General features: G+C 61.8%; 23 protein-coding genes. 15 read left to right on the top strand and 8 right to left on the bottom strand.

Going from position 1 to position 26,737, the window contains the following annotated elements; genetic code table 11:
• Positions 1 to 50: 50 nt before the first annotated feature.
• Together J3P79_RS22065 and J3P79_RS22060 are read right to left on the bottom strand one after the other, a co-directional pair.
• Positions 51 to 1,049, bottom strand: a complete 999-nt coding sequence (locus J3P79_RS22065; protein WP_434605680.1) for a methyltransferase — start codon at positions 1,047 to 1,049, stop codon at positions 51 to 53.
• Positions 1,050 to 1,082: 33 nt separating this feature from the next.
• A complete protein-coding gene (locus J3P79_RS22060; RefSeq protein WP_434605679.1) occupies positions 1,083 to 2,048 on the bottom strand; it encodes a 2-hydroxyacid dehydrogenase in 966 nt (321 codons plus the stop codon).
• Positions 2,049 to 2,243: 195 nt separating this feature from the next.
• Here J3P79_RS22060 and J3P79_RS22055 point away from each other — a divergent pair, with 195 nt between their 5' ends.
• The 7 genes from J3P79_RS22055 (at position 2,244) to J3P79_RS22025 (ending at position 12,546) form a co-directional block, all read left to right on the top strand.
• The gene (locus J3P79_RS22055; protein WP_039592165.1) at positions 2,244 to 2,873 is read left to right on the top strand and encodes a LysE family transporter; all 630 of its coding nucleotides are present in this window, start codon (positions 2,244 to 2,246) and stop codon (positions 2,871 to 2,873) included.
• A gap of 144 nt (positions 2,874 to 3,017) precedes the next feature.
• Positions 3,018 to 4,700, top strand: a complete 1,683-nt coding sequence (locus J3P79_RS22050) for a fatty acid--CoA ligase (RefSeq protein ID WP_434605678.1) — start codon at positions 3,018 to 3,020, stop codon at positions 4,698 to 4,700.
• 287 nt (positions 4,701 to 4,987) lie between these two features.
• Entirely contained in the window at positions 4,988 to 6,844 is a 1,857-nt protein-coding gene (locus J3P79_RS22045; protein ID WP_434605677.1) for a DUF1302 domain-containing protein, read from the top strand.
• A 24-nt stretch (positions 6,845 to 6,868) separates the two neighbouring features.
• Positions 6,869 to 8,233 carry a DUF1329 domain-containing protein gene (locus J3P79_RS22040; RefSeq protein ID WP_434605676.1) on the top strand — a complete coding sequence of 455 codons (1,365 nt, stop codon included), beginning with the start codon at positions 6,869 to 6,871 and terminating at the stop codon, positions 8,231 to 8,233.
• A 336-nt stretch (positions 8,234 to 8,569) separates the two neighbouring features.
• Positions 8,570 to 11,302: a LuxR C-terminal-related transcriptional regulator gene (locus J3P79_RS22035; protein WP_434605675.1), complete on the top strand. Its 2,733-nt coding sequence runs from the start codon at positions 8,570 to 8,572 to the stop codon at positions 11,300 to 11,302.
• Positions 11,303 to 11,325: 23 nt separating this feature from the next.
• Positions 11,326 to 11,826, top strand: a complete 501-nt coding sequence (locus J3P79_RS22030; protein WP_434605674.1) for a methylated-DNA--[protein]-cysteine S-methyltransferase — start codon at positions 11,326 to 11,328, stop codon at positions 11,824 to 11,826.
• 111 nt (positions 11,827 to 11,937) lie between these two features.
• Positions 11,938 to 12,546: a LysE family translocator gene (locus tag J3P79_RS22025; protein WP_434605673.1), complete on the top strand. Its 609-nt coding sequence runs from the start codon at positions 11,938 to 11,940 to the stop codon at positions 12,544 to 12,546.
• On the opposite strand, the gene J3P79_RS22020 is transcribed toward J3P79_RS22025, so the two are convergent.
• The 5 genes from J3P79_RS22020 to J3P79_RS22000 all read right to left on the bottom strand — a co-directional run bounded on the left by J3P79_RS22020 (position 12,547) and on the right by J3P79_RS22000 (position 18,662).
• Positions 12,547 to 14,454 carry an alkaline phosphatase D family protein gene (locus tag J3P79_RS22020; RefSeq protein ID WP_434605672.1) on the bottom strand — a complete coding sequence of 636 codons (1,908 nt, stop codon included), beginning with the start codon at positions 14,452 to 14,454 and terminating at the stop codon, positions 12,547 to 12,549. It lies immediately after the preceding gene.
• 112 nt (positions 14,455 to 14,566) lie between these two features.
• The gene (dctM, locus tag J3P79_RS22015) at positions 14,567 to 15,850 is read right to left on the bottom strand and encodes a C4-dicarboxylate TRAP transporter large permease protein DctM (protein ID WP_434605671.1); all 1,284 of its coding nucleotides are present in this window, start codon (positions 15,848 to 15,850) and stop codon (positions 14,567 to 14,569) included.
• Positions 15,847 to 16,479: a TRAP transporter small permease gene (locus J3P79_RS22010; RefSeq protein WP_434605670.1), complete on the bottom strand. Its 633-nt coding sequence runs from the start codon at positions 16,477 to 16,479 to the stop codon at positions 15,847 to 15,849. The genes dctM and J3P79_RS22010 overlap by 4 nt, the downstream gene beginning before the upstream one ends.
• Positions 16,480 to 16,545: 66 nt before the next feature.
• Complete coding sequence (dctP, locus tag J3P79_RS22005) at positions 16,546 to 17,544, bottom strand: C4-dicarboxylate TRAP substrate-binding protein DctP (protein WP_434605669.1); 999 nt, start codon at positions 17,542 to 17,544, stop codon at positions 16,546 to 16,548.
• Between the two features lie 125 nt (positions 17,545 to 17,669).
• A complete protein-coding gene (locus J3P79_RS22000; RefSeq protein ID WP_434605668.1) occupies positions 17,670 to 18,662 on the bottom strand; it encodes a TRAP transporter substrate-binding protein in 993 nt (330 codons plus the stop codon).
• Between the two features lie 170 nt (positions 18,663 to 18,832).
• Between J3P79_RS22000 and J3P79_RS21995 the strand changes: the two genes are divergently transcribed.
• Complete coding sequence (locus J3P79_RS21995; protein ID WP_434605667.1) at positions 18,833 to 19,060, top strand: hypothetical protein; 228 nt, start codon at positions 18,833 to 18,835, stop codon at positions 19,058 to 19,060.
• Positions 19,061 to 19,107: 47 nt separating this feature from the next.
• Positions 19,108 to 19,479: a PH domain-containing protein gene (locus tag J3P79_RS21990; protein WP_039592153.1), complete on the top strand. Its 372-nt coding sequence runs from the start codon at positions 19,108 to 19,110 to the stop codon at positions 19,477 to 19,479.
• 21 nt (positions 19,480 to 19,500) lie between these two features.
• On the opposite strand, the gene J3P79_RS21985 is transcribed toward J3P79_RS21990, so the two are convergent.
• Positions 19,501 to 19,917, bottom strand: coding sequence for a VOC family protein (locus J3P79_RS21985; protein WP_434605666.1), 417 nt, complete (start codon positions 19,915 to 19,917; stop codon positions 19,501 to 19,503).
• A 268-nt stretch (positions 19,918 to 20,185) separates the two neighbouring features.
• Between J3P79_RS21985 and J3P79_RS21980 the strand changes: the two genes are divergently transcribed.
• The 6 genes from J3P79_RS21980 (at position 20,186) to J3P79_RS21955 (ending at position 26,640) form a co-directional block, all read left to right on the top strand.
• Positions 20,186 to 21,340, top strand: a complete 1,155-nt coding sequence (locus J3P79_RS21980; protein WP_434605665.1) for a mandelate racemase family protein — start codon at positions 20,186 to 20,188, stop codon at positions 21,338 to 21,340.
• Between the two features lie 69 nt (positions 21,341 to 21,409).
• The gene (locus J3P79_RS21975) at positions 21,410 to 23,032 is read left to right on the top strand and encodes an ABC transporter substrate-binding protein (RefSeq protein WP_434605664.1); all 1,623 of its coding nucleotides are present in this window, start codon (positions 21,410 to 21,412) and stop codon (positions 23,030 to 23,032) included.
• 34 nt (positions 23,033 to 23,066) lie between these two features.
• Complete coding sequence (locus J3P79_RS21970; RefSeq protein WP_030138629.1) at positions 23,067 to 24,104, top strand: ABC transporter permease; 1,038 nt, start codon at positions 23,067 to 23,069, stop codon at positions 24,102 to 24,104.
• Positions 24,104 to 25,012: an ABC transporter permease gene (locus tag J3P79_RS21965; RefSeq protein ID WP_434605663.1), complete on the top strand. Its 909-nt coding sequence runs from the start codon at positions 24,104 to 24,106 to the stop codon at positions 25,010 to 25,012. Before J3P79_RS21970 ends, J3P79_RS21965 begins: the two co-directional genes overlap by 1 nt.
• A gap of 10 nt (positions 25,013 to 25,022) precedes the next feature.
• On the top strand, positions 25,023 to 25,862 hold the full coding sequence (locus J3P79_RS21960) for an ABC transporter ATP-binding protein (protein ID WP_434605662.1): 840 nt from the start codon (positions 25,023 to 25,025) through the stop codon (positions 25,860 to 25,862).
• A 10-nt stretch (positions 25,863 to 25,872) separates the two neighbouring features.
• Positions 25,873 to 26,640: an ABC transporter ATP-binding protein gene (locus J3P79_RS21955; protein WP_434605661.1), complete on the top strand. Its 768-nt coding sequence runs from the start codon at positions 25,873 to 25,875 to the stop codon at positions 26,638 to 26,640.
• The last annotated feature ends 97 nt before the right edge of the window (positions 26,641 to 26,737 follow it).

Genomic DNA, 26,737 nt, shown 5'->3' with positions numbered 1-26,737 from the left:
ATTCTGCCTAGGCAAATCCGATTGGGCAAGCGCTGTTTTGCAACAACGCGTCAGCCGCGCTTGGCCCGGTAGATGCGGAAACCCTGGCCTTCCGCTTTGATTGCGCAGGGCCCCAGATGCTCTTCGATCAACGGTTGGTATCTCAGGAAGCTGTTGGCAACCAGCCGCAGTTCGCCGCCGTTTTTCAGATGTTTGGCCGCTTTTCGCAGCAGGTTCTCGGTGGCATGGTAGTCGGTGTGCACGCCGACGTGGAACGGAGGGTTGCTCAGGATTGCGTTCAGGCCCATGGGTGCGGCGTCGATCCCGTCACCGGTCAGCACGTCGGCTTCCAGGCCGTTGGCGGCCAACGTCAGTCGACTGCTGGCGGCAGCAAAGGCATCCACATCCAGCAGCGTCACCGTGTTGTGTGGATAGCGCCGCTTGACCGCCGCCCCCAGCACGCCGGCACCGCAGCCGAAGTCCAGCAGGTGGCCGCTGGGCAGCTTGTCCAGGTGCTCCAGCAACAGCGCGCTGCCGCGATCCAGTCGACCGTGACTGAACACCCCCGGCAAGCTGATCACCTTGAGCGGGCCTTCGGCCAATGGCAGTTCATAGGTCTGCGCCAGGCTTTCCAGCGGCTTGGCCTCGGGGGCGTTGGCAACGGTGACCTGCCACAGTTGGCAGTGCCGCGCGCTGTCGAGCTTGCGCGGTTTGCCGAACGGGTTGAGTTGCTTGGATGCGCCTTCGATGCCGCTGCGTTTTTCCCCTACCAGATACACCTCGCGTCCGGGCAGGCGCGAAGCCACGGCGTTGAGAATGTAGTCGGTGAGGTCCTTGGCCTTGGGCAGGAACACCACGGCGGTGTCGAACCCGCGCTCGGGTACGTTCACGCCAAAGTGGCTGCGCTCCGGAAAGCGCGCATCCAGGGCCGCTTGATCGCCCGCGTGCCAGCACCAACCATGGGCCTCGGGCAGACGGCCCAGCAGATCGTCGGCAGGCAGCCCGGCGAGCAGGACCGAGCCCTGGAATAACTCGGCCTGACGAAGCAGTACTTCACTGCGCGGATCCATGGTCTGCTCCTTGTAAAAAAGTGCGGCAGTCTATCAATTGACGACTCGTTGCGCTGTACCGCTGAAATACCCCCGGGCGTTCTCCGCCAGTTGGCCGACGATCCGCTGCCTGGCTTCACGGCTGCCCCAGGCATTGTGGGGCGTGACGATCAGCCGGGGTATATCGCCCGCCAACAGCGGATTGCCCTGGGTTGGCGGCTCCACGCTCAGCACATCGGTGGCGGCGCCGCCCAGGTGACCGTTGCGCAGGGCGTCGGCCAGGGCTTGTTCATCGATGAGGCCGCCGCGTGCGGTGTTGACCACGAATGTACCGGGCTTGAGCAGCGCCAGCTCACGCGCGCCGATGAAGTGGCGGGTGTGCTCGTTGAGGGGGCAATGCAGCGTCAGAGCGTCCACTTGCGGCAGCAATTGGTCCAGCGCAACGCGGTCAGGACGGGCGGGCCGCCCCGGAATCTGCCCCAGCAGCACGCGCATGCCAAAGGCTTCGGCCAGCCGAGCGACGGCGCCGCCCAATTCGCCATGGCCGAGCAGCCCGAGGGTCTTACCCTGCAGTTCGACGATCGGGTAATCCAACAGGCAGAACTGCGACGCCTGTTGCCAACGACCTTCGGCCACGGCTTTTTGGTAGTCGCCCAGGCGAGTCGCCAGGTTCAGCAACAACATGATCGTGTGCTGCGCCACCGACGGCGTGCCATAGCCCTGGCAGTTGCTGACGGTGATGCCGTGCTGGCGGACGGCGGCGAGGTCGACGTTGTTGGTGCCGGTGGCGCTGATCAAGATCAGTTTCAGTTCGGGACAGGCGGCCATGGCGGCCGCGTCGATCACGACTTTGTTGGTGATCGCCACCGTGGCGCCCTTGAGTCGTTCCGTCACCTCATCCTGGCGGGTGCCGGCATACAGGTCCAGTTCGGCGAAGCAATCGCGCAATGGAGCCAGGTCCAAGTCACCGAGATCCAGGGAAGAGTGGTCGAGGAAAACTGCGCGGGCGGTATTGGTCATCAGCTGTACCTGTCATGTAAAAGACTGAAGGCGTAATGTGGCGAGCCTATCAGAACAAATTGCCGTGGCGAGGGCGCTTGCTCCCGCTGGCCGGCGAAGCAGGCCTCCGGGGTAAGCGGCTACTGCGCAGCCGAGCGGGAGCAAGCTCCCTCGCCACGGGATTCATTCAACAGAGATTGTCGCAAGGAGCCCACCATGTACCTCGCCGAATTCCTTACCGTCGCCCTGATCCACTTGCTGGCCGTGGCCAGTCCTGGTCCGGACTTCGCCGTGGTGGTCCGTGAAAGCGTGACCCACGGCCGCCGTGCCGGGACCTGGACGGCGTTGGGCGTTGGCACGGCGATTTTCCTGCATGTGGGGTACTCGCTGCTGGGGATCGGCCTGATCGTGTCCCAGTCGATCGTACTGTTCAACGCCTTGAAGTGGGCCGCCGCCGCGTACCTGCTCTACATCGGCTTCAAGGCCTTGCGCGCCCAACCGGCCAAGGCCACCCAGGAGAACCTGCACAAGGACGCAGGTGAACGTACCGCTCGCGGTGCGTTCACCGCCGGTTTCGTCACCAATGGGCTGAACCCCAAGGCGACGCTGTTCTTCCTGTCCCTGTTCACCGTGGTGATCAATCCCCACACGCCGCTGGCGATCCAGGCCGGCTACGGTGTGTACCTGGCGGTGGCCACGGCGGCCTGGTTCTGCATGGTGGCGATGCTGTTCAGCCAGGCGCGGGTGCGTGCCGGTTTTGCCCGCATGGGCCATTGGTTCGACCGGACCATGGGTGCCGTGCTGATCGCCATCGGTGTGAAACTGGCGTTTACCGAGGCCCATTGAACGGGTTGAGCGGATCCCGATGATGGCTCAAGGCTAGTGTTTGCGGGCGGATCAAATCATTCCTTCGGCTGATTTGATCCGCGAACAAGCGCTTTAGAGTGCTTACTTTCCAGCCAAGACCGTGCAGTCAGAAAAGGGACTCCTATGTTGCAGACTCGCGTTATTCCTCCAGCCGAGGGCGTTTACCAATACCCGTTGCTGATCAAGCGGCTGCTGATGTCCGGCGCGCGCTATGAGAAAACCCGCGAGATCATCTACCGGGACCAGTTGCGCTACACCTATCCCACGCTGATCGAGCGTGTCGCACGGCTGGCCAACGTGTTGACCGAGGCCGGGGTCAAGGCCGGGGACACCGTGGCAGTGATGGACTGGGACAGCCATCGCTACCTGGAATGCATGTTCGCGATCCCGATGATCGGCGCGGTGATCCACACCATCAACGTGCGGCTGTCGCCGGAACAGATCCTCTACACCATGAACCACGCCGAGGATCGCTTCGTGCTGGTCAACAGCGAGTTCGTCGGGTTGTACCAGGCGATCGCCGGCCAGCTGACCACGGTCAAAAAGACGCTGCTGCTGACCGACCAGCCGGACAAGACTGCCAATCTGCCGGACCTCGTCGGCGAGTACGAGCAGCTGCTGGCCGCTGCCAGCCCCGCCTATGACTTCCAGGATTTCGACGAGAACTCCGTCGCCACCACGTTCTACACCACCGGCACCACGGGCAATCCCAAGGGTGTGTATTTCACCCATCGGCAACTGGTGCTGCACACCCTGGGCGTGTCGACCATCATGGGCGCCATCGACAGCGTGCGCCTGTTGGGCACCAACGATGTGTACATGCCCATCACGCCGATGTTCCACGTTCATGCCTGGGGCCTGCCGTACGTGGCGACCATGCTCGGCCTCAAGCAGGTCTACCCCGGTCGATACGACCCGGAGTTCCTGGTGGAGCTGTGGCGCAAGGAAAAGGTCACCTTTTCCCACTGCGTGCCGACCATCCTGCAAATGGTCCTCAACGCCAAGGGCGCCCAGGACACCGATTTCGGCGGCTGGAAAATCGTCATTGGTGGCAGCGCCCTCAACCGCAGCCTGTACGAGGCGGCCAAGGCCAAGGGCATCCAGCTCACCGCCGCCTACGGCATGTCGGAAACCGGCCCGCTGGTGTCTTGCGCCCACCTCAACGATGAGTTGATGGCCGGCGGCGAAGACGAACGCATCACGTATCGGATCAAGGCCGGCGTGCCGGGGCCGCTGGTGGAAGCGGCGATCGTCGACGGCGAGGGCCGCTTCCTTCCCGCCGATGGCGAGACCCAGGGCGAATTGGTGTTGCGCGCGCCGTGGCTTACCGAAGGTTATTTCAACGAACCGCAGAAGGGCGCCGAGCTCTGGAGTGGCGGCTGGTTGCACACCGGCGACGTCGCCACGCTGGACGGCATGGGGTTCATCGACATTCGCGACCGCATCAAGGATGTGATCAAGACTGGCGGCGAATGGATCTCGTCCCTGGACCTGGAAGACCTCATCAGCCGGCACGCGGCGGTACGCGAAGTAGCAGTGGTCGGCATCCCTGATCCGCAGTGGGGCGAGCGACCGTTTGCCTTGCTGGTGATTCGCGAAGGGCACCAGATCGGGGCTCGCGAGCTCAAGGAACACCTCAAGCCGTTTGTCGAGCTGGGGCACCTGAGCAAGTGGGCGATCCCGAGCCAGATCGCCCTTGTTACTGAAATTCCCAAGACCAGCGTCGGCAAGCTCGACAAGAAGCGTATCCGCGTCGACATCACCGAATGGCAGAACAACAACAGCACCTTCCTTTCGACGCTCTGAGCGTCCTTGCCGTGCCCGAAAAGGGCACGGCAGCCCCACCAAGCAAGCGCTTGTCTTGTCAAATCGGAAATTTCAGCCATCCTTGCCGTGCCGATAAACGTCGGCCTGGCGAAGGACTGTTCCAGAGTGGTCGAGGGCTGCAAATCACACTTTAGAGGGATCAAGCCGTACTACCCGCTGGCTATAGTCCGCTCAAGGATTTTCGGAATGGGACGCGCGTGCCAGCACGGCGAAGGGTTTCCGGAAATACCCACTGCCATAAAAATAAAACACATGGAGTTGCGTCGATGACCTCAGCAAACACCTTCTGGCGCCGGGCAAAATTGCCGCTGGCCGTCAGTCTTGCCTCCTCGCTCGCCGGCCCGGCATTCGGCGTCAGCTTCAACATCGGTGAAATCGAAGGCCAGTTCGACTCGGCCCTGTCGGTCGGCGCGAGCTGGTCCACGGCCGATGCCAATCGGGACCTGATCGGCGTCAACAACGGTGGCAAGGGCCTGTCCCAGACCTCCGATGACGGCCACTTGAACTTCAAGCGCGGCGAGACCTTCTCGAAGATCTTCAAGGGCATCCATGACCTGGAACTGAAGTACGGCGACACCGGTGTGTTTGTACGGGGCAAGTACTGGTACGACTTCGAGCTCAAGGACGAAGACCGCCTGTACAAGGACATCAGCGACAACAACCGCAAGGAAGGCGCGAAATCGTCCGGCGTGCAGCTCCTCGATGCGTTCGTCTACCACAACTACGCCATTGCCGATCAGCCGGGTTCGGTCCGCCTGGGCAAGCAGGTGGTCAGCTGGGGTGAGAGCACCTTCATCCAGGGTGGCATCAACTCCATCAACCCGGTCGACGTGTCCGCGTTCCGTCGTCCAGGCGCCGAGGTCAAGGAAGGCCTGATCCCGGTCAACATGTTCTACGTGTCCCAGAGCCTGACCGATAACCTGTCGGCCGAAGCGTTCTACCAGATCGAGTGGGACCAGACGGTGGTGGATAACTGCGGGACGTTCTTCTCCCAGCCGGATGTGATTGCCGACGGTTGTGACGACAACCTGCGCGTGCTGAACAAACGTTCGCGCATTCCAGCCGCCGCCCTGCCGACCTTGACCGCCCTGGGCGTGAACGTAAACGAGGAAGGCGTCCTGGTTCGTCGTGGTCCCGACCGCGATGCCCGTGACAGCGGCCAGTGGGGCGCGTCCCTGAAGTACATGTTCGAGCCGCTGGACACCGAGTTCGGTGCCTACTTCATGAACTACCACAGCCGTGCGCCGATCTTCAGCGCCACGGGGGCGGCAGCACGTTTCTATAACCAGCCGCTGGGCCCACTGGCGGCATTGCGTCCGGTGATCGTGGCGGGCAACTCGAACTACTTCGTCGAATACCCGGAAGATATCCGGCTCTACGGCCTGAGCTTCTCCACCACGCTGCCCACCGGCACCGCGTGGAGCGGTGAGCTGAGCTACCGTCCGAACGCTCCGGTCCAACTGAGCACCACCGATATTCTGTTCGCCGGTGTGACGCCGATCCCGGGCTTTGGCAACGCTTCCGTGCTGGACGGCGCGCCTGGCCAGGACCTGCATGGCTATCGCCGCAAGGAAATCACCCAGTTCCAGACCACGTTCACCCACTTCCTCGACCAAGTCATGGGCGCCAGCCGCCTGACCCTCGTCGGCGAAATCGGCGTGACTCACGTGGGCGGCCTGGAAAGCCGTTCCGAGGCGCGCTACGGTCGTGACCCGGTGTTCGGGCCTGGCGAGCTGCCCGGCGGCTTCTGCAACACCCTCAACACGTCGACGGCGGCCGGTGGCGGCCAGACCATCGGTGCCGTGAACAGCAATTGCAACAACGATGGCTTCACCACTTCCAACTCCTGGGGCTACCGCGCACGCGCCATCTGGGATTACCCGGACGTCTTCGCCGGTGTGAACCTCAAGCCCAACGTGGCCTGGTCCCATGACGTCAAGGGCTACTCGCCAGGTCCTGGCGCCAACTTCGAGGAAGGTCGCAAGGCCGTCAGCCTCGGGCTGGATGCCGAGTATCAGAACACCTACAACGCGAGCCTGGCCTACACCAACTTCTTTGGCGGGGATTTCAGTACCGTGGATGATCGCGACTTCCTGGCGCTCAGCGTCGGCGTGAACTTCTAAGCACCGTATTCAGGACGACACACTATGAAAATAACAAAGAATCTGTTGCAAGTCGGTGCGCTGGGATTGTCCCTGTTGGCGGCCAGCGTCATGGCCGCGGTGCCTGCCGCCGAAGCCGATAAGCTGGGAAAGAGCCTGACGCCGATGGGCGCCGAGATGGCCGGCAACGCCGATGGTTCGATTTCGGCCTGGAAACCCATGGCCAAGAATGCCGGCAGCGTCGACGGCAAGGGCTTCCTCGCCGACCCGTATGCCAGTGAAAAGCCTCTGTTCACCATCACTGGACAGAACGTCGACCAGTACAAGGACAAGCTCGCCCCGGGCCAGTACGCGATGTTCAAGCGCTACCCGGAAACCTTCAAGATGCCGGTCTACCCGACCCATCGCGGCGCCACCGTGCCGGATGAAGTGCTGGCTTCCATCAAGAAAAACGCCGTGAACACCAAACTGGTGGGCGCAGGCAACGGCCTGGAGAATTTCGAGACGGCAGTGCCGTTCCCGATTCCCCAGAGCGGCCTGGAAGTGATCTGGAACCACATCACCCGCTACCGCGGCGGCAGCGTGACTCGCCTGGTGACCCAGGCCACGCCGCAACCCAACGGTTCGTACAACCTGGTGTACTTCCAGGACCAGTTCGTGTTCCGTGACAAGATCAAGGGCTTCGATCCGGCCAACCCAGGCAACGTGCTGTTCTACTTCAAGCAGCAAGTGACTGCGCCGGCGCGCCTGGCCGGTACCGTGCTGCTGGTGCACGAAACCCTCGACCAGGTGAAGGAGCCTCGCAAGGCGTGGATCTACAACGCCGGCCAACGCCGCGTGCGCCAGGCCCCGCAAGTCGCCTACGACGGCCCGGGTACCGCCGCCGACGGCCTGCGGACTTCCGACAACCTGGACATGTACAACGGCGCGCCGGATCGTTACGACTGGAAGCTTGAAGGCAAGAAAGAGCTGTACATCGCCTCCAACAGCCACAAGATCGATTCGCCGCAGCTCAAGTACGCCGACATCCTCAAGGCCGGCCACATCAACCAGGACCTGGCGCGCTATGAGCTGCGTCGTGTCTGGCACGTGACCGCGACCCTGAAGGAAGGCCAGCGCCACATCTACGCCAAGCGTGACTTCTACATCGACGAAGACACCTGGCAAGCCGCGGTCATCGATCACTACGACGGTCGTGGCCAACTGTGGCGCGTGGCTGAGGCCCATGCCGAGAACTACTACGACAAGCAGGTGCCATGGTACGCCCTGGAAACGCTCTATGACCTGCAATCCGGTCGCTACCTGGCCCTGGGCATGAAGAACGAAGAAAAGTCGGCCTACGACTTCGGCTTCACCGCGTCCACCAGCGACTTCACCCCGGCGGCATTGCGCCAGGAAGGCGTTCGCTAAACCGCTTCGCCCGAGGCCGCATCCTCGAAAAACGCCCCGACTGGTTCGGGGCGTTTTTTTTTGCCAACACAAATCTTTTGTGGCGAGGGAGCTTGCTCCCGCTGGACTGCGAAGCAGTCCCAGATCAAACCCTCTCACGGTATCCGATAAGCCAGGGCGGTCCGCTTTGGGGGTCGCTTCGCAACCCAGCGGGAGCAAGCTCCCTCGCCACAACTGCCATAAACAATTTGTAGCCTTTTTGTAGCCATTTGTAGCACTCCCTTCAATACGTCCTCGTTTACAGCTAGTCTGCGGACATCTGCAACGCCGCCACCCGCATTCCAACAAGAGCCGGCCATGACTGATTTGTCTTCACCCCCGGATTCTTCCCGCGCTGCCTTTGCGGTACAGGAAGGGCGCTTCTACCGCCCGCCCTTGCCCGACGGCCACATCGTGCGGCCGCGGTTGTGCGAGCGTCTGAGCGCGGGGCTCGGTGGCCGGTTGCTGTTGGTCAGTGCACCGGCGGGGTTCGGCAAGAGTTCGCTGGCGGTGGAGTTCTGCCAGGGCTTGCCGGCCCACTGGCACAGCCTCTGGTTGGGGCTCAGTGCCAGGGACAACGATCCGGGGCGTTTCCTGGAACGGTTGCTCGAAGGGCTCCAGGCCTTTTTCCCCCAGTTGGGCGGGCGGGCGTTGGGACTGCTGAAGATGCGCCAACGCCATCAGCCCTTCGCTTTCGAGGAATGGCTCGACGGCCTGCTCGATGAGTTATCCGGACATTTATCCCCGCGCGTGCCCTTGCTGCTGGTGCTCGACGATTACCATCTCGCCCAGAGTCCGGTGCTGGATCGCTGCCTGCAGTTTTTCCTCAACCACCTGCCCGAAGGATTGCTGGTACTGGTGACCAGCCGCCAGCGGCCGGACTGGCACCTGGCGCGCTTGCGCCTGTCGCGCCAGTTGCTCGAACTCAACGAGCAGGACTTGCGCCTGACCCACGACGAAGCGCAGACGCTGCTCCAGCACCACAGCAGCTCACTGCGGGGGGAGGCCTTGGAAAACCTGATCCAGCGCAGCGAAGGTTGGGTCGCCGGGCTGCGTTTCTGGCTGTTGGCCGCTTCCGAGGCCGGCAGCGAAGGGCGACTGCCCCAGGCGCTGCACGGGGGGGAAGGGCTGATCCGTGACTATTTGCTTGAAGAAGTCATTGACTGCCTGCCCGCCGAAGTGCAGGCATTTCTCTACGACATCGCTCCTCAGGAACGTTTTTGCAACGAGCTGTGCGATGCGGTGCGCGACGCCCATGACAGCCAGGAAATTCTCCAATACCTGGCGGCCCATCAGGTTTTCCTCGTGCCGCTGGACGAGCACGGGCACTGGTATCGTTTCCATCATTTGTTTTCCGATCTGTTGCGCAGCCGGCCCAGCGCGCCAGCCATGGTGCCGGCGGCAACCCTGCATTTGCGCGCCTGTCGCTGGTTCAATGTCCAGGGCTTGATCGACGAAGCCGTGGAGCAGGCGCTGCGGGCCGGACATCTGGATGTAGCGGCGAACCTGGTGCAGAACCTCTCGGAGGAACAGCTGCTGGCCGAGCAGAATGTCGGCATGTTGCTGCGCTGGAAGATGGACCTGCCAGACAGCCTGCTCATCAGCACGCCGCGGTTGATCGTGCTTTACAGCTGGGCCTTGGGTCTGGCCTGCCAACTGGATGCTGCCGAGGAGTTGGCCGCCCACTTGAGCCGCTTCCTGCCGGCCCCGTCGGCCACTGCGCATAAATCCATGCTCGCCCAGTGGCTGGCGCTGAGCGGCATCGTCGCCCGAGGCCGGGGCGATCGCCAGGCCACCATTCGCTATTGCACCGAAGCCCTGGAAAGCCTGCCGCAAAAACGCTACGGCCAACGCCTGATGTGCTTGTCCACCTTGTCGAACCTGGCGATTGCCGACGGTGACCTGTGGCGTGCCCGCGCGTTGAACCGCGATTCCCTGGAACTGGCGCAGCGGGTCGGCAACCCTCTGTTCGAGGCCTTGGCCCATTACGATCGCGCCCGGGTGTTGCAGGCGCGAGGCGAAATCCTGAGGGCGCTCGATGAGGTGAAGCAGGGCTTGCAGCGCTTGCACGCGCTCTCGCCCCAACGGCTGTATGCGGTGCGCGCGCGACTGGTCTTGTACGAAGGTTTCCTGTTGACGCTGCGCATGCAATCCCCGGCCGGGTTGGCGCGGTTGCAGGCTGGCCTCACCGAAGCCCGGGCCTGCCGGGATATCAGCGTGCTGATCGGCCATTGCGTGATCGCTCGTGTCGAAGGCCATGCGGGCGAGTTTGCCCGAGCCTTTGCCGAACTGGCCGAAGCCGAGCGGCTGATGCATATCTGGGATGTTCCGCCGGTCTACTACCTGGCAATGATTACACTGGTCAAATGCGAGCTCTGGTTGGCCCAGGGTCGCACTGAACTGGCCGAAGCCTGGCTGGCGCGGCTGGGGCAGACCTACACCGGCGAGCGCGCCGCCGCGCCACCGGAGTTCCATCCGCAACTTCCGTTGCATGTCGAGCTGCAGCAGGCCCTGCTGGAATCCATTCGCGGCCAACCGATGCAGGCCGAAGGGCGGCTCGATGCGTTGCTCCAGCACGCCCAGCAAACCGGACGGCAGATGCTCGCCGTGATGGTGCTCAATCAGAAAGTTGCATTGCTGCTGGGCGTGGGCCGCGAATCCGAAGCTCGCAGCACGTTGGCCCAGGCCTTCGAGGCCGCCATCGGGGGAGTGTTGCAACCGTTCGAATGGTTGCTGAAGGAGCGTCCCGAATGGTTACGCGAACAACTGCTGCAGGCGCCGCCCAGCGAATTGCGCCAACAGTTGCTCGAGCGTTTACCCTCGACGACGCAGCCGGTCGAATCGTCGGCATCGGTGGAAACCCTCAGCAGCCGGGAGCGGGCGGTGCTGCAACTGATTGCCCAAGGTTGCTCCAACCAGGAAATCAGCGAGCAGTTGTTCATTTCGCTGCACACGGTCAAGACCCACGCCAGCCACATCAACAGCAAGCTCGGCGTCGAGCGCCGCACCCAGGCCGTGGCTCGGGCGAAGGCGTTGGGGTTGTTGGGATGAGCATGAGCCAAGGAATGCATTAAATGTTGCCGCGGTACACAACCATTCCATCCCCCGTCGGCGAGCTTATGCTCGTCGCTCGCGGCACCAAGCTGGCGGCCATCCTGTGGGAAAACGAACGGCTCAATCGAGTGCGCCTCGGACCGTTGGAGCTCGACAGCGATCACCCGACCCTCAAGGAAACCGAGCGCCAACTGCTTGAATACTTCGCCGGCCAGCGTCGCCAGTTCGAGCTGGCACTGGACTTCGCTGGCACTGATTTCCAGGTGCGGGTCTGGCAGGCGTTGCTGACCATCCCATTCGGCGAAACCCGTAGCTATCGCGACATCGCCATCCAGATCGGCCAACCGACCGCGACGCGCGCCGTCGGTGCTGCCAACGGCCGTAACCCGATCTCGATCATCGCCCCGTGCCACCGCGTCATCGGTACCTCCGGCAGCCTCACCGGTTTCGCTGGCGGCCTCGCGGCGAAACAGTTCCTGTTGAGCCTGGAAGGCCAACAGAGCCTGCAACTGGCATTCTGAACCCTGCCCGAATCCACAATGAATTTATGCAACTGAAAAGTTGATGCAGGGTTTGGGAATCCGTTTACAGTGTTTATCCGCCTCAAACATAAACCGCCAACGGAGCCCTCTATGGCCGGCTACGGACTGTTCCTGCTGCTCGCGACCCTGACCATCCTCAGCCCGGGGCCGGGCGTGGTGCTGACGCTGTCCAACTCGGTGCGTCACGGCTGGAGTGGCGCCTTGCCCGGAATTCTGGGCATTGCCCTCGGCGGTTTCCTGGTGGCGGGAATCTCGGCCAGCAGCGTGGGCCTGATCCTGGCTACCTCGGCGACGGCGTTCACGGTGTTGAAGTACGTAGGGGCGGCGTACCTGCTGTACCTGGGCCTGAAGATGTGGAACACCAAGACCTTCATTCCAACCCTCAACGACACGGCTTCACGCCCTTGGCGGCGATTTGTGGAGGCATTGTCGATCCAGTTGCTCAACCCCAAGGCCGGGTTCTTTTTCCTGGCCGTATTCCCACAGTTCATCGAGCCGCAAGGTAACTATTACACGCAGTTCTTCTTGCTGGTGGCGTCCTACGGCCTGCTGGTGATGGGCATCCACAGCGGCTACGCATTGATGGCGAGCCGTGCCAGGGGCTGGCTCTCGACTCGCCAGGGCGCGCGGATCGTCGGCAAGCTCTCCGGCGCGACGTTCTTTTCCTTCGGTGTGTTGATGGCCTCGGCCAGCAAGTGATCAGCTCGTGGGCGATTTCGGCGCCAGCATGCGTGTGGGTGGCTTGCCGTCGGCATTGTGTTGATAGATTCGCACGGGTTGCCCCTGTTCGTTGAAAAACACCTGGCCGATCCCGGCCGAATTCCACAAGCGTTCCCCGGCCTCGGCGTGTTCCGGGACATGGGGCACGATGCGCATGCTGCGGCGCTTGGTAAACCAGTTCAGCGGTGAGCGCGGCGAGTAGAGCCAGCGGTTGAGGCGGTCGAACCATTCAAGCAGCGCGGGCGGGAACTCATTCTTGATGCCGCTGCTGGTGATTTGCCAGACGCAAGGGCCGCCCTTGCGATGGGGGATCAATACCTCGTAGACGAAGGAATAGTGCACATCGCCCGACAGCACCACGTAGCTGCCCGGCGTTCGCGAGTGTCGGAAAATATTCAAGATCACTTGGGCCGCGCCACGGTGGGCCATCCAGTTTTCCGCGTCCACCAGCAGCGGGTAGCCGCACCAGCTGAACACCCGCTGTACGGTTTCGATCAGCTTGACGCCGAAGATCGGTGCCGGCGAGACGATGATCGCCGAAGGGTGGTCGAGCAATTCCTGTTGCAGTTCGCTCAGGGCTTCCCAATCCAGCAGGCCCGACGGCTGCTTGAGGCTGTTCTCGCTGCGCCAGCGTCGCGTACGGGTGTCGAGCACCACCAGCGCCGGGGTACTCGGCAGCACGTAGTGCCATCGTTGGAAGCCGAGCAATTGGTCGATCAACGCATCCTGGGGCGCGCTGTCGATGTAGCGGTCCCGGGCGGTGTCGGTCAAGGCCAGGGTTTGCTGGATGACCTCGCCAAACGCATCCGGATTGTTGCCCCAGCCCTGGCAGAGCATGTAGGCGATCAACGCGTTGCCGATGATGCGTTTGGAGAAGGGATGGCCGTAGGCCGTTTCTTCCCATTGGGCGGACAGGTTCCAGTCGTCAGTGATGTCGTGATCGTCGAAGATCATCAGGCAGGACAGGTGGGCAAACACCCGTGCCACGCCACCCAGCCCGGTCTTGAAGGCCTCGATGCGTTGCTGTTCCAGATCGTAGCGCTGGCGCCGTTCGGCGGTCAGTTCCGGCGGTTGCGGGTCGATCAGCGTCCAGGGCACGGGCGACCACACCAGCAAGTACATCGCCATGACCTCGGAGAAGGTCACCAGGTGGTTGTCGGCGCTGCTGCTGGTGAAGATCGGCTTGCGCGCCCCGCCAAAAAATCGCTCGCGCAGGGTTTCGTTGCTTTCCAGTGCCGGCAGCAGGTCGGCGCGGTGATAGTAGCTGGCGGGATGTTGGTAAAGCTTGGCGCTGTCTTCCACCACCGCGCCTTCAAGGCACTCTTCAAACAACCCAAGGCGTTCGATCAAGGCATGGATCGCCCGTAGCATCGGCCCGGCCACATCGTCGGCATACACCTGGTCGCCGCTCATCATCAGCAGCGCCGGTCGTTGTTCAGGAGACTGCGCTAACAACCGGTCGACGCAGAGCAGTCCGTCGTTGGCCGGGTAATGGGGTTTGCGGCAGGAGCCGTGGACCAATTGGTCGATGCGCGAATGCACCACGAAACTCGGACACCGCGCAGCGCCATACACCAGATGCGGCGCCCATTCGGCGATGCCGGCACCGTCCACCAGCAGGTCGTAGTCAATCGCCGCGTCCAGCGGCAGCGCGGTATCGAGTGGCACGTCGATCAAATGCACAAACGCGTGGCGGCCCACCGGCACCACCGTGCAATGCGTGGCGTCGAGCTGCAGATCGGCTACGCCGTCCAGCCGCAACGTCAGCGCCAACGGTCGCGAACCCACCAGCCACATCACCAGCCGTTTGGGTTCCAGCCGCCGCAGCAGCGGGCCGACGAGAACGGAGGGCAGGGTGGAAGAGATGTCGGAAGAGGGCGGCAACATGCGTGGTAAAAGCTCTGCTTTCAAAGGAAAGCGAGGATCATAACGCAATGTGCCCGAGGGCTGTGGAGGCAGCAATATTGTGGCGAGGGAGCAAGCTCCCTCGCCACAAGGCTTAGCTCATACCCAGCCAATTAGGCAGTGCCAACGAAATCCATGGCACATAGGTGATCAGCAGCAGGAACGCCAGCAGGATCATCAGCCACGGCATGGCCGCGCGGATGGTGGCGGGCAAGGACATGCCGGTCACCGCCGAGGTGACGAACAGGTTCAGCCCCACCGGTGGCGTAATCAGGCCGATCTCCAGGTTCACCACCATGATGATGCCCAGGTGGATCGGATCGATGCCCAGTTCCATGGCAATAGGGAACAGAATCGGCGCCAGGATCAGGATGATCGCCGACGGCTCCATGAACGCACCGGCAATCAGCAGCACGATGTTGACCACCAACAGGAAGGTCACCGGCGTCAGGCCGGCCTCGATCACCCACGCGGTGATCTGCTGCGGCAGTTGCTCAGTGGTCAGCACGTGGGCAAAGAGCATGGCGTTGGCGATGATGAACATCAGCATGATGCTCAGCTTCGCCGACTCCAACAGCACCTTCGGCGTTTCGCGGAACGTCAGGTCCTTGTAGACGAACAGCGCGATAAACGCTGAGTAGACCGCCGCTACTGCCGCTGCTTCGGTGGGTGTGAACATCCCCGAGTAGATCCCGCCGAGGATGATCACCATCAGCAGCAAGCCCCAGCCGGCCTTGCGTGCCGCCGTCAGCCATTCCCGCAAGGTTGCCCTGGGCATGGCCGGCAGGTTTTTCTTCACCGCGACGATGTAGATCGCCACCATCAATGCGGTGCCCAGCAGCAGGCCCGGAATCACACCGGCCATGAACAACTTGCCGACCGAGGTTTCGGTCGCGGCGGCGTATACCACCATGACGATCGAGGGCGGGATCAGGATGCCCAGCGTACCGGCGTTGCAGACGATGCCCGCGCCAAACGCCTGTGGATAACCCGAGCGCACCATGCCGGCGATGGCAATGGAACCGACCGCGGCCACCGTCGCGGGGCTGGAGCCGGACAACGCCGCAAACAGCATGCACGCCAGCACCGCCGCGATCGCCAGGCCGCCACGGATGTGGCCGACGCAGGCGTTGGCGAAGTCGATCAGCCGCCGTGCCACGCCACCGGTGGTCATGAACGCACCGGCCAGGAGGAAGAACGGGATCGCCAGCAAGGTGTAGTGTTCGCTGGTCTCGAACAGCTTGATCGCCAGGGAGCGCACCGAGTCGGGGCTGAAGAAAATGATCGTCAGCGATCCGGCCAGGCCCAGGGAAATCGCGATCGGCACGCCGATGAACATCAGCACGAACAGCGCGAGGAACAGGAAGGCAATGGTCATGGCTTGTCTTCCTCGATCTCGGTCAATTTGATCGCTTCCGCCGCTTCATCGGCCAGGCCCAGGCCCGTCTGACGATTCATCAGGATGCGAACGAGAATTTCCGCGAAACGGATGAACACCAGCGCGAACCCTACCGGCACGATCAGTCCGACATGCCATTGCATGATGCCGAAGTGGCCGAGGTCTTCGGCGCCGATCTCGGCAATCATCAAAGTGTTGATCCACTCGAAACTCGCCACCGCCAGCAACCCGGCATAACCCAGGCAGCACAGGCAGGCGATCACGCCGATGTAGCGTTGTACCGGTTTGCTCGCCAGTTTCACCAGCGCATCGACACCGATGTGCCCGGCGGTGCGCACGCCATAGGACAAGCCAAAGAAAATCAGCCAGCCGAACAGCGCCTTGGTCAAGGAGCTGCTCCAGGTCATGGCCTGGGCCATGCTCATGATGCCGTCGCCGATGGCGAACATCGGTTCGCTGGCGGCCGGCCAGTTGTCGCCGAGGCTATAGAACACGGCATAAACGTTGTTGAGGACCACGTAGACGAAGGTGACCAACGTCATGGTGGCCAGAAGGAAGGCAATGAAAGCTTCCTCGAAATGTTCCCAAGTGCGCCGAAGGGCGTTCATGGATGGCATCTCCTGCAGGGAGGACGACAGGTCGGCGCTGCCTCGGCGGCAGCGCCGGCCAACCCATTACTGAGCCTTGTTGTTGGAGGCTTCGGCGGCCTTGATCAGGTCGGCACCGATGTCACCTTCGAACTTCTTCCACACCGGCTTCATCTTGTCGCGCCATTCGTTGCGCTCTTCAGGCGTGAGGGTGATGATTTCGGTGGTCTTGGCGTCGACAATGCGCTGCTTGTCGTTCTGGTTCAGTTGCGCGGCTTCTTTGTTCACGTGCGCGGTCACTTCAACAAGGATCTTGTCCAGTTCGCTACGCACGTCCGGCTGCAGGCCGTTCCAGAACTTGGTGTTGGTGATCAGCATGTAGTCGAGCAAACCGTGGTTGGACTCGGTGATGTACTTCTGCACTTCGTGCATTTTCTGGCTGTAGATGTTCGAGTACGGGTTTTCCGCACCGTTGACCACGCCGGTCTGCAAGCCTTGGTACACCTCGGCGAAGCTCATCTTGCGCGGGTTGGCGTTCACGGCCTTGAACTGTTCTTCCAGCACGGCCGAGGCCTGCACGCGGAACTTCAGGCCACGGGCGTCCTTGGGTTCGCGCAGCGCTTTGTTGGCGGACAGTTGCTTCATGCCGTTGTGCCAATAAGCCAGGCCGGTGATGTTCTTGCTTTCCATGGACTTGAGCAGCTTCTGGCCCTCGGGGCTCAGCTGGAAGCGGTCCACGGCGGAGATGTCGTCGAACAGGAAGGGCAGGTCAAACAGCTGCACCGTCTTGGTGTACTGCTCGAACTTGGCCAGGGACGGCGCGATCATCTGCACGTCGCCCAAGAGCAGGGCTTCCATTTCCTTGCCATCGCCGAACAGCGAGGAGTTGGGGTACACCTCGACTTTGACTTTGCCCGGCAAGCGCTCTTCCACCAACTTCTTGAAGAGCAGCGCGCCCTGGCCCTTCGGCGTTTGTTCAGCCACGACATGCGAGAACTTGATGACCACCGGGTCAGCTGCCATGGCGGTGCTCAGCGCGCTGAGGGCCAGCGTGCAGACGAGTGCTTTCCACATAGGTTTGAACATTGGGGTTTCCTTTTATTTTTAGTTTTACCCGTGCGGGCTCATTCAAAACACAACGCACGGTGAGACAGTTGCAAGTCTAGGCAGAAAATAGCTTGCCGGGGCATTGTGACATCAAGTGCAGGGCTTTACTGCGTCTTGTTGGAGGCTTCGGCGGCTTTGATCAGATCCGGACCGATGTCCTTTTCAAACTTCGCCCACACCGGTTTCATCTGGTCACGCCATGCGTTGCGCTCGTCCGCCGTCAGGCTGATGATTTCGGTGGTCTTGGCGGCCAGAACCATTTCCTTGTCGCGCTGGTTCAGTCGTTGCGCCTCTTTGTTGGCGTGGACGGTTGCCTCGGCCACGATTTTCTCGAGTTCCGCGCGGATATCCGGTGGCAGGCCGTTCCAGAAGTCGGACGTGGTGATGAGCATGTAGTCGAGGATGCCGTGGTCCGTCTCGGTGACGTACTTCTGCACTTCATGCAGTTTCTGGTTATAGAAATTGGAGTAAGTGTTTTCCGCACCGTTGACCACACCCGCGCGCAAGGCCTGGTACACCACCGAGAAAATCATCGGTTGTCCTGTGGCGCCCACGGCCTTGAACTGTTCCTCCAGCACGGCGGAAGTCTGCACGCGAAACACCAGGCGCCGCGCATCGTTGGGCATGCGCAACGGTTTGTTCGCCGACAGCTGTTTCATGCCGTTGTGCCAATAGGCCAGGCCGGTGATGTTCTTGCTTTCCATGGACTTGAGCAGTTGCTGGCCTTGGGGACTTTGTTGGAAACGTTCTACCGCGGCGATGTCATCGAACAGGAACGGCAAGTCGAACAATTGGACTTTGCGGGTGTATTGCTCGAATTTCGCCAGGGACCGGGCAATGATTTGCACATCCCCCAGCAGCAATCCTTCCATCTCCTTGTCATCACCAAACAGCGTGGAATTGGGATACACCTCCACCTTGACCTTGCCCGGCAAGCGTTCTTCCACCAGTTTCTTGAACATCAGCGCGCCTTGGCCCTTCGGCGTCTGTTCGGCTACCACATGGGAGAATTTGATGACGATGGGGTCCGCCGCAGCGGTGCCCAACGTGGTGAAAGCCAGCGTGAAGGCGAGCGCGTTCCGTAAAGGTTTGAGCATGGCGATTCTCTTGGAATTGTGTTTATCGTGCGGGCTCATCCCAGCCCCGGCGAACTGCAAACAATGGCAAGTCTAGGAGAAAAAACGTGGGTGATCGGGTGAAGGGCAAAATGAAGACTTTTCGCCATCTGCTAGGCTAGGCCCGAAGACATCTGGTTCTGGAAGATCATATGAAGGCCATCAAGGGAGTCTTGTTCGTTTTGCTGCTCGTCGCCTCGGCCGTGGGTGCTTTTAATTTGATTTTCATACTGATCGGAACCTATTTTGGTCCGCTGTACGAAAACGATGCGGACCAGAGCCGCAATTTCGCAATCTGGCTGTTTGGAAACATCGGAGTGATGATCGTCGCGGCTGCGGCGGGCATTATCTGGGGCCGGCGGCGTGCGAAAAGGATTTAACCGAGCTCCACGCGCGATAGGCGATTTTCATCCCACAGGATTCAGCAATGATCGATTTCAACAACAAAGGCTTCTTCAAGCTCAAGCAAAACGACGAATACGCCGAACGCGTCACGGCCCTGTTGCTGGACGGTGAGCAGGTCATCGACGCCTACAAGTCCATGCGCGATGGCGTGGTCTTCACCAACAAACGCATCATCGCGGTGAACGTGCAGGGCATCACCGGCAGCAAAAAGGACTTCACTTCGCTACCCTACAAAAACATCGTCGCGTACTCGGTGGAAACCTCCGGCACTTTCGACCTGGATTCTGAGTTGGAGATCTACTTCTCCTCCCTGGGCAAGGTGAAGTTCGAGTTCACCGGCAAGACCGGCATCGTCGAAATCTCCAAAGTCATCTCCAGGCACCTCTTGGCCTGACCGCATCAGGCCGGCTGGAGCTCAAGGCTCCAGCGATGGCCCCTTCAATTCGATCTGGTTGCCGTCCGGGTCGGTGCAGTAGATCGAAAAACCTTTCCCTTCCGCACCATAACGCATCTGCGCTTTCTCGACGTCCAGGCCGGCTGCGGCCAGATGAGCGAGCAGGGTCTGCTCGTCGAACGGCTCGATGCGCAGGCAGAAGTGGTCGACGTTATGGCCCTGTTCGCCGGCTGCCGCGCCACCCTGGCGACCCAAAGGTCCCTCGACGTCCACCAAGTCGATCATCGATGCACCGGCACCAAGATGAATCAGGCCCAGGTCATCCCGACGCTTTCTGAGCTCGCAGCCGAACACTGAGGTGTAGAAGGCGAGGCTGCGTTCGATGTCTGTCACGCGCAGGACGATGTGGTCGATGCGTTCGATGCTGAAGTTCTTCATGTCGGCCTCCGCATGAGTTCTGGCGCCAATGGGTCAAGTCACTGTAGCCAACAATTCCCGCAATGGGCGCGAGCTGATCTCTGGCGATGATGCGTTGCGTGGTATGACGACTTTTCTGGAGTCGTCATGGTTGTAAAACAGTGTCCAGCGGTAAAAATCTCTTATTTGTTTGGTTTTGTGGGTTGACAGGCAAGGCGGGGCGCTCAAATAATCAATCACGTTGTATGACGACATACAAATACAAATAACAACACGGTGGCCCCTCCCTATGAGAATCACAGGCGTTCACGTCGAAATCTTTTCCACCCCGTCGCGTCGCGCCCAGGACAGTGCCGGCCACGCCCATCCCGGCGACGAAGTCATGATCAAGATGGCCCTGCTGCGAATCAGCTGCGACGATGGATCGGAGGGTTATGCCTTCGGTACGCCTGAATTGATTCGCCCGCACATCGTCGAATCCTTCGTGCGCAAAGTGCTGATCGGTCGCGACCCGATGGACCGCGAGAGCATCTGGCAGGATCTGGCGCACTGGCAGCGCGGTAGCGCAGGGCAGTTCACTGATCGGGCGCTGGCGCTGGTGGAACAAGCCTTGTGGGATCTGGCCGGGCGCAAGCTGAAGTTGCCAGTGCACAAGCTCATCGGCGGTTACCGCGACAAGGTGCTGGCCTACGGCTCGACGATGTGCGGCGATGATTTGCCGGGCGGTTTGTCGACGCCGGATGAGTATGGCCAGTTTGCCGAAAAGCTCGTCAAGCGCGGTTACAAGGCAATCAAGCTGCACACCTGGATGCCGCCAATTTCCTTCGCGCCAAATCCGCACATGGACATCCAGGCCTGCGCCGCCGTGCGCGAGGCGGTTGGCCCGGACATCGCCCTGATGCTCGATGGTTACCACTGGTACAGCCGCATGGACGCACTGACCATTGGCAAGGCGTTGGAAAAGCTGAATTTCGCCTGGTTCGAGGAGCCAATGATGGAAGACTCCGCCGAGTCCTACGCCTGGCTGGCGGCCAACCTGGACATTCCGGTGCTGGGCCCGGAAAGCATCGCCGGCAAATTCCACAGCCGCGCCAGTTGGGTCACGCACAAATCCTGTGACATCCTGCGCGCCGGCGTGGCTGGTGTCGGCGGCATCGGGCCGTGCCTGAAGGTGGCGCACCTGGCCGAGTCGTTCGGCATGGATTGCGAAGTCCACGGAAACGGCGCGGCGAACCTCGCCGTGGTGGGGGCGATCAGCAATTGCCGTTGGTACGAGCGTGGCCTGCTGCACCCGTTCCTCGATTACGAAGAGGTGCCGGCGCACCTCAACAGCATTGTCGACCCGATGGACGCCGACGGGTATGTGCACCTGTCTGATCGGCCGGGGTTGGGCGAGGACATCAACTTCGCGTATATCGAAGCCAACACTCTGTCTCAACACTGATGGCGCACTGCGTCCGAGGCTGAATGGCCCGGACGACAAGTCTTAATAAATATAAGAAAGGACTGAACCATGAAACTCTGGCCCAAGCGCCTGTCCAGGCTGCTGTGTGTCATCGTGGCCCTGTGCACCGTGCAGGTGCCCGTCAGCCTGGCCCAAGGCGAAACGCCCGTCGACCAATTGGTGGTGGGCATGAGCATGATCAACCTGCTGTCCCTGGACCCGGCCGCCGCGACGGGCCTGGAGGTTGCAGAGGTCAACGCCAACGTCTACGACATGCTCCTGGAGCAAGATGCGGCACAACCGGACACGCTGGTTCCCGCCCTGGCCAAAAGCTGGGAAATCAGCCCGGACCGTATGCGCCTGACCTTTCAGTTGCGCGACGACGTACGCTTTCACTCCGGCGCGCCGCTCACTGCGCAGGATGTCGCCTGGTCGTTGCAGCGCGTGGTCATCCTCAACCGCGCCTTGGCTTCGACCTGGAAAGCCTACGGTTTCACCGCCGAAAACGTCGTCAAACTGATGCGCGCCGAAGGGCCGCACACCTTTGTCATGGAGCTGCCGCGCAGCACCGATCCGCTGTTGGTGCTCAATACCCTGGCAACCTCGCCCAGTGCTTTCATCGTCGACCGCTCGGTGGCCTTGCAGCATCAGGTCGGTGACGATCAGGGCGCGGCATGGCTGGCGACGCATACGGCCGGGTCTGGCGCGTTCAAGCTGGATATCTGGCGCGCCAACGACGTGATCCTGATGAGTCGTAATGACGACTATTGGCGCGGCGCACCGAAATTACGTCGAGTGATCATGCGCAACATGACCGAATCCCAGGCCCTGCGCCTGATGGTCGAGCGCGGAGACCTGGACGTCGCCCGTGGCATGGCCGCCACCGACATCAAGGCGCTGGGCAAGGTCGATGAAGTGCGCATCCAGAGCATCGCCCGCGGCACGCTGTACTACGTGGCGATGAGCATGCAGCAACCGCTGTTCCAGGACATCCGCGTGCGCCAGGCCATCCGCCTGCTGATCGATTACCAAGGCATCAACGACGTGGTGATGCCGCACTACGGCGTGATAAACCAGCGGCCGATGCAACTGGGCTTACCGGCACGCCTGGACGATCCGGGTTATCGCCTGGACGTGGCCAAGGCCAAGCGACTGCTGGCGGAGGCCGGACATGCCGAAGGCTTCAAGGTGAGCATCCGCTCGCTGACCGATCCGCCGTTCATCAACATCGCCACCAGCCTGCAAGCGACGCTCGCCCAAGCGGGCATCCAGGCGACGATCATTACCGGCACCGGCAACCAGATCTACGGGGCGATGCGCGACCGCCAGTTCGACATCATCGTGGGGCGTGGCGGCGGCGGGGCGGAGCGTCATCCGCATTCGAGCCTGCGCGCCCTGGTGTACAACCCGGACAACCGCACCGAAGCCAAGTTGAGCAACTTCCAGGGCTGGCGCACCTCGTTCTTCAACCCGCAGCTCAACCAGTTGATCGAACAGGCCGAACGCGAGCGCGACCCCGAGCGCCAGCGGCAGATGTATGCCCAGGTCCAGACCCTCTACGACCAACAGGCGGGGGCAATCATGCCGGTCTCGCAGATGGTCGACGAGGTGGTGATCCACGCCGACGTGCGCAACTACATCGGCCACACCGCCGCCACCACGCGCCTTCGCGACGTCTATAAGCAGCGCTGAAATCGACGGCCCCAAGGCCAAGGCAGGAATGAATATGTCGACTGCATCCTTTTCAATCTGGACCACCCGGGCCGCTTCGGCGACCCGGCGCGGCGGCTCGGTGGCGGTGACGCTGCTGGGGTTGCTGCTGCTGACTTTCTTTATCGGACGGGTGATGCCCCTGGACCCGGTGCTGGCCATCGTCGGCCCGGACGCCGACGCCTCGGCGTATGCCCAGGTCTACAAGGAACTGGGCCTGGACAAGCCTTTGTGGACCCAGTTTGCGATCTACCTCGGCGACCTGCTCCACGGTGACTTCGGCATGGCGTTGCTGACCGGCAACCCGGTCATCACCGACATCGCCCGCGTCTTTCCGGCGACATTGGAACTGGCGACCCTGGCCATTCTGTTCGGCGTGCTGGCGGGCTTGCCGCTGGGCGTCTACGCGGCGACCCATCAGGGCCGTGCCGGTGATCATGTTGCTCGGCTGATCACGCTGTTCGGCTACTCCACGCCGATTTTCTGGATCGGCATGATGGCATTCCTGGTGTTCTACGCCTGGTTGGGCTGGGCGGGCGGCGTCGGGCGGATCGGCCTGGCTTATGACGGGTTGATTCCTACGCACACCGGGCTGCTATTGATTGACACGGCCTGGTCCGGCGATTGGGAAGCCTTTCGCAGCGCACTGCGGCACATCCTGCTGCCGGCGGTGATCCTCAGTTTCAACTCGGTTGCCTATATCAGCCGCATGACCCGCAGCTTCATGCTCGAACAGCTGTCCCAGGAGTACATCATCACCGCCCGGGTCAAGGGCTTGTCCCAGCGCAAGATCGTCTGGGGCCACGCCTTCGGCAACATCCGCGTGCAGCTATTGACCATCGTCGCCCTGGCCTACGGCGGTTTGCTGGAAGGTGCGGTGTTGATCGAAACCGTCTTCGCCTGGCCTGGCTTCGGGCAATACCTGACCAGCAGTCTGTTGCTCGGCGACATGAATGCGGTGATGGCTTGCGTGCTGTTGATCGGCCTCATCTTCGTGACGCTGAACCTGATCAGCGACGCGCTCTACAAGATCTTCGACCCGAGGACTCGCTAATGAACCTGCCCCTTGCTTCCAGTGCAGCCGGCAGTGCCGCGCTGCCCGCTTCGAGTACGGCCGCGCTGGTGGCCAGCGCCACTCGCCTGTTGCGATTCCTGCTGCGCAACCCGATGACGTTCGCCGGCCTGGTTGTGGTCTCGACCCTGATGGTGGTGGCGGCGTTCGCGCCGTGGATCGCCGGTCACGACCCCTTGTCGCAGAACCTTGCCGGCGCGTTGCAAGCGCCCAGCGGTGCCCATTGGTTCGGCACGGACGAATACGGTCGCGATGTGTTCGCCCGGCTGGTGTATGGCTCGCGCATCACGCTGTACATCGTCTTGCTGGTGACGGTGATCGTCGGGCCCATCGGGCTGTTGGTCGGCACCGTTTCCGGCTACTTCGGTGGCTGGGTGGACAGCCTGTTCATGCGCATCACCGACATCTTCATCTCGTTCCCCAGCCTGGTACTGGCGCTGGCCTTCATCGCCGCCCTCGGCCCGGGCCTGGAGCATGCAGTGATTGCCATCGCGCTGACGGCGTGGCCGCCGATTGCCCGGTTGGCTCGGGCTGAAACCCTGCCGCTGCGCAACGCCGACTTCGTCGTGGCTGTGCAGCTCCAGGGCGCGTCGAGTACCCGGATCATCCTGCGCCACATCATTCCGATGTGCCTGTCGTCGGTGATCATCCGCCTGACCATGAACATGGCGAGCATCATTCTCACCGCCGCCGCGCTGGGTTTCCTTGGCCTCGGCGCCCTGGCGCCGCTGCCGGAGTGGGGCGCGATGATCTCCACCGGACGGCGCTACATGCTCGAAAGCTGGTGGCTGGTAGCGGCGCCCGGTGCGGCGATCATGCTGGTCAGCCTGGCCTTCAACCTGTTGGGCGACGGCTTGCGCGACGTCCTCGATCCCCGCAGCCAATCCTGAGGAAAGTCCCATGACCGAGATAAAACTGGCCGTACAGGATTTGTGCGTGGAGTTTCGCAATGCGGGCAAGACGTCACTGGCGGTGCGTAACGTGTCGTTCACCCTGGGCCGGGAAAAACTTGCCATCGTCGGTGAATCCGGCTCGGGTAAATCCACCGTCGGCCGCAGCCTTCTACGTTTGCATCCACCGACGGCACGGGTTACCGCCAAGACCCTGCGCTTCGCCGACATCGACCTGCTGAGTGCGAGCGAAAAGCAGATCCAGGCGATTCGCGGCGCGCGCATGTCGATGATCATGCAAGACCCGAAGTACTCGCTGAACCCGGTGGTGCGCGTTGGCGAGCAAATCGCCGAAGCCTATCTCGCCCACCACAAGGTGCCCCATCGCGAAGCCCGGGAGCGGGCGCTGGATATGCTTGCCAAGGTACATATCCGTGACCCTCGGCGCGTGTATGACTTGTACCCCCATGAAGTTTCGGGCGGCATGGGCCAGCGGATCATGATCGCCATGATGGTGATCACCGATCCCCAGGTGATCATCGCCGACGAGCCCACTTCGGCGCTGGACGTGTCGGTGCGCCGGCAGGTACTCAACGTGCTGGAAGAGTTGGTCAGCGAGCGTGACCTGGGGCTGATTTTCATCAGCCACGACCTGAACCTGGTGCGGCATTTCTGCGACCGCGTGCTGGTGATGTACGCCGGGCGTGTGGTCGAGTCGATTGCCGCCGCGGATCTGGATAACGCCAGCCATCCCTACACCCAGGGCCTATTGGCTGCAGTGCCCAGCCTGGACCATCCGCGCGCCACGTTGCCAGTGTTGCAGCGCGACCCACACTGGTTGAACCCTTGAGGAGCCTGTCATGAGCATGATTGAAATCGCCGGCCTGAACCTCAGTTTCGGCACGGGTGCGGCACTGAACGCGGTATTGCACGACGTCGATTTGAGCGTTGCCGAAGGCGAGGCATTCGGCCTGGTGGGGGAGTCCGGTTCGGGCAAGACCACCGTACTGCGCTGCCTGGCCGGGCAGTACCAGCACTGGACCGGACAACTGCAGATCGCCGGCCGGGCGGTGACGCGCAAGCTGCCGCTGGATCACTACCGCACCGTGCAAATGGTCTTCCAGGACCCGTACGCCTCGCTGCACCCGCGCTACACCATTGACGCCGCTTTGCAGGAACCGCTGCGCATTCATGGCATCGACGGGCGTGGGCAAAAGGTCAGCGAGATCCTGCGCAAAGTCGGCTTGAACGACAGCTTTCGCTTTCGGTATCCGCATCAACTGTCCGGCGGCCAGCGTCAGCGCGTGGCGATTGCCCGGGCGCTGATCTTGCGTCCTCGAGTGTTGCTGCTGGACGAGCCGACCTCGGCGCTGGACGTTTCGGTGCAGGCGGAAATCCTCAACCTGTTGGCTGATCTGCGTCGCCAGGAAGGGCTGACTTATTTGATGGTCACCCACGACCTCGCCGTCGTTGCGCATTTATGCGATCGGCTGGCGGTAATGCAGCAGGGCAGGGTAGTGGAGACGCTCGACAGTCATCTGCTGGCGGCCGATGGTGCCGACCATGAATACACGCGCCTGCTGGTGCAAGCCAGCCGCGACATACAACGAATACCTATCGCTGTCTGAAATAACCAACCCGCTGCAGCTGTTTTAAACCGCAGAACCCGTTGAACCGCACGTTTCAATGCGCGCACGCGCTCGCCTGCGATTTGGCGTTCACCCC

Origin of the sequence: Pseudomonas sp. R1-7 (assembly GCF_051132105.1) — a bacterium.
Lineage (GTDB): Bacteria > Pseudomonadota > Gammaproteobacteria > Pseudomonadales > Pseudomonadaceae > Aquipseudomonas.
This window is presented reverse-complemented; position numbering and strand designations above follow the sequence as displayed.

Coding starts and splice junctions, on each gene's coding strand:
- J3P79_RS21965 (WP_434605663.1), top strand. CDS start 24,104: ATGAACCTGCCCCTTGCTTCCAGTGCAGCCGGCAGTGCCGCGCTGCCC.
- dctP (WP_434605669.1), bottom strand. CDS start 17,544: ATGTTCAAACCTATGTGGAAAGCACTCGTCTGCACGCTGGCCCTCAGC.
- J3P79_RS21985 (WP_434605666.1), bottom strand. CDS start 19,917: ATGAAGAACTTCAGCATCGAACGCATCGACCACATCGTCCTGCGCGTG.
- J3P79_RS22025 (WP_434605673.1), top strand. CDS start 11,938: ATGGCCGGCTACGGACTGTTCCTGCTGCTCGCGACCCTGACCATCCTC.
- J3P79_RS22035 (WP_434605675.1), top strand. CDS start 8,570: ATGACTGATTTGTCTTCACCCCCGGATTCTTCCCGCGCTGCCTTTGCG.
- J3P79_RS22030 (WP_434605674.1), top strand. CDS start 11,326: ATGTTGCCGCGGTACACAACCATTCCATCCCCCGTCGGCGAGCTTATG.
- J3P79_RS21955 (WP_434605661.1), top strand. CDS start 25,873: ATGAGCATGATTGAAATCGCCGGCCTGAACCTCAGTTTCGGCACGGGT.
- J3P79_RS21975 (WP_434605664.1), top strand. CDS start 21,410: ATGAAACTCTGGCCCAAGCGCCTGTCCAGGCTGCTGTGTGTCATCGTG.
- J3P79_RS22065 (WP_434605680.1), bottom strand. CDS start 1,049: ATGGATCCGCGCAGTGAAGTACTGCTTCGTCAGGCCGAGTTATTCCAG.
- J3P79_RS22060 (WP_434605679.1), bottom strand. CDS start 2,048: ATGACCAATACCGCCCGCGCAGTTTTCCTCGACCACTCTTCCCTGGAT.
- J3P79_RS22045 (WP_434605677.1), top strand. CDS start 4,988: ATGACCTCAGCAAACACCTTCTGGCGCCGGGCAAAATTGCCGCTGGCC.
- J3P79_RS22000 (WP_434605668.1), bottom strand. CDS start 18,662: ATGCTCAAACCTTTACGGAACGCGCTCGCCTTCACGCTGGCTTTCACC.
- J3P79_RS22055 (WP_039592165.1), top strand. CDS start 2,244: ATGTACCTCGCCGAATTCCTTACCGTCGCCCTGATCCACTTGCTGGCC.
- J3P79_RS21970 (WP_030138629.1), top strand. CDS start 23,067: ATGTCGACTGCATCCTTTTCAATCTGGACCACCCGGGCCGCTTCGGCG.
- J3P79_RS22010 (WP_434605670.1), bottom strand. CDS start 16,479: ATGAACGCCCTTCGGCGCACTTGGGAACATTTCGAGGAAGCTTTCATT.
- J3P79_RS22050 (WP_434605678.1), top strand. CDS start 3,018: ATGTTGCAGACTCGCGTTATTCCTCCAGCCGAGGGCGTTTACCAATAC.
- J3P79_RS22040 (WP_434605676.1), top strand. CDS start 6,869: ATGAAAATAACAAAGAATCTGTTGCAAGTCGGTGCGCTGGGATTGTCC.
- J3P79_RS21980 (WP_434605665.1), top strand. CDS start 20,186: ATGAGAATCACAGGCGTTCACGTCGAAATCTTTTCCACCCCGTCGCGT.
- J3P79_RS22020 (WP_434605672.1), bottom strand. CDS start 14,454: ATGTTGCCGCCCTCTTCCGACATCTCTTCCACCCTGCCCTCCGTTCTC.
- J3P79_RS21990 (WP_039592153.1), top strand. CDS start 19,108: ATGATCGATTTCAACAACAAAGGCTTCTTCAAGCTCAAGCAAAACGAC.
- dctM (WP_434605671.1), bottom strand. CDS start 15,850: ATGACCATTGCCTTCCTGTTCCTCGCGCTGTTCGTGCTGATGTTCATC.
- J3P79_RS21960 (WP_434605662.1), top strand. CDS start 25,023: ATGACCGAGATAAAACTGGCCGTACAGGATTTGTGCGTGGAGTTTCGC.
- J3P79_RS21995 (WP_434605667.1), top strand. CDS start 18,833: ATGAAGGCCATCAAGGGAGTCTTGTTCGTTTTGCTGCTCGTCGCCTCG.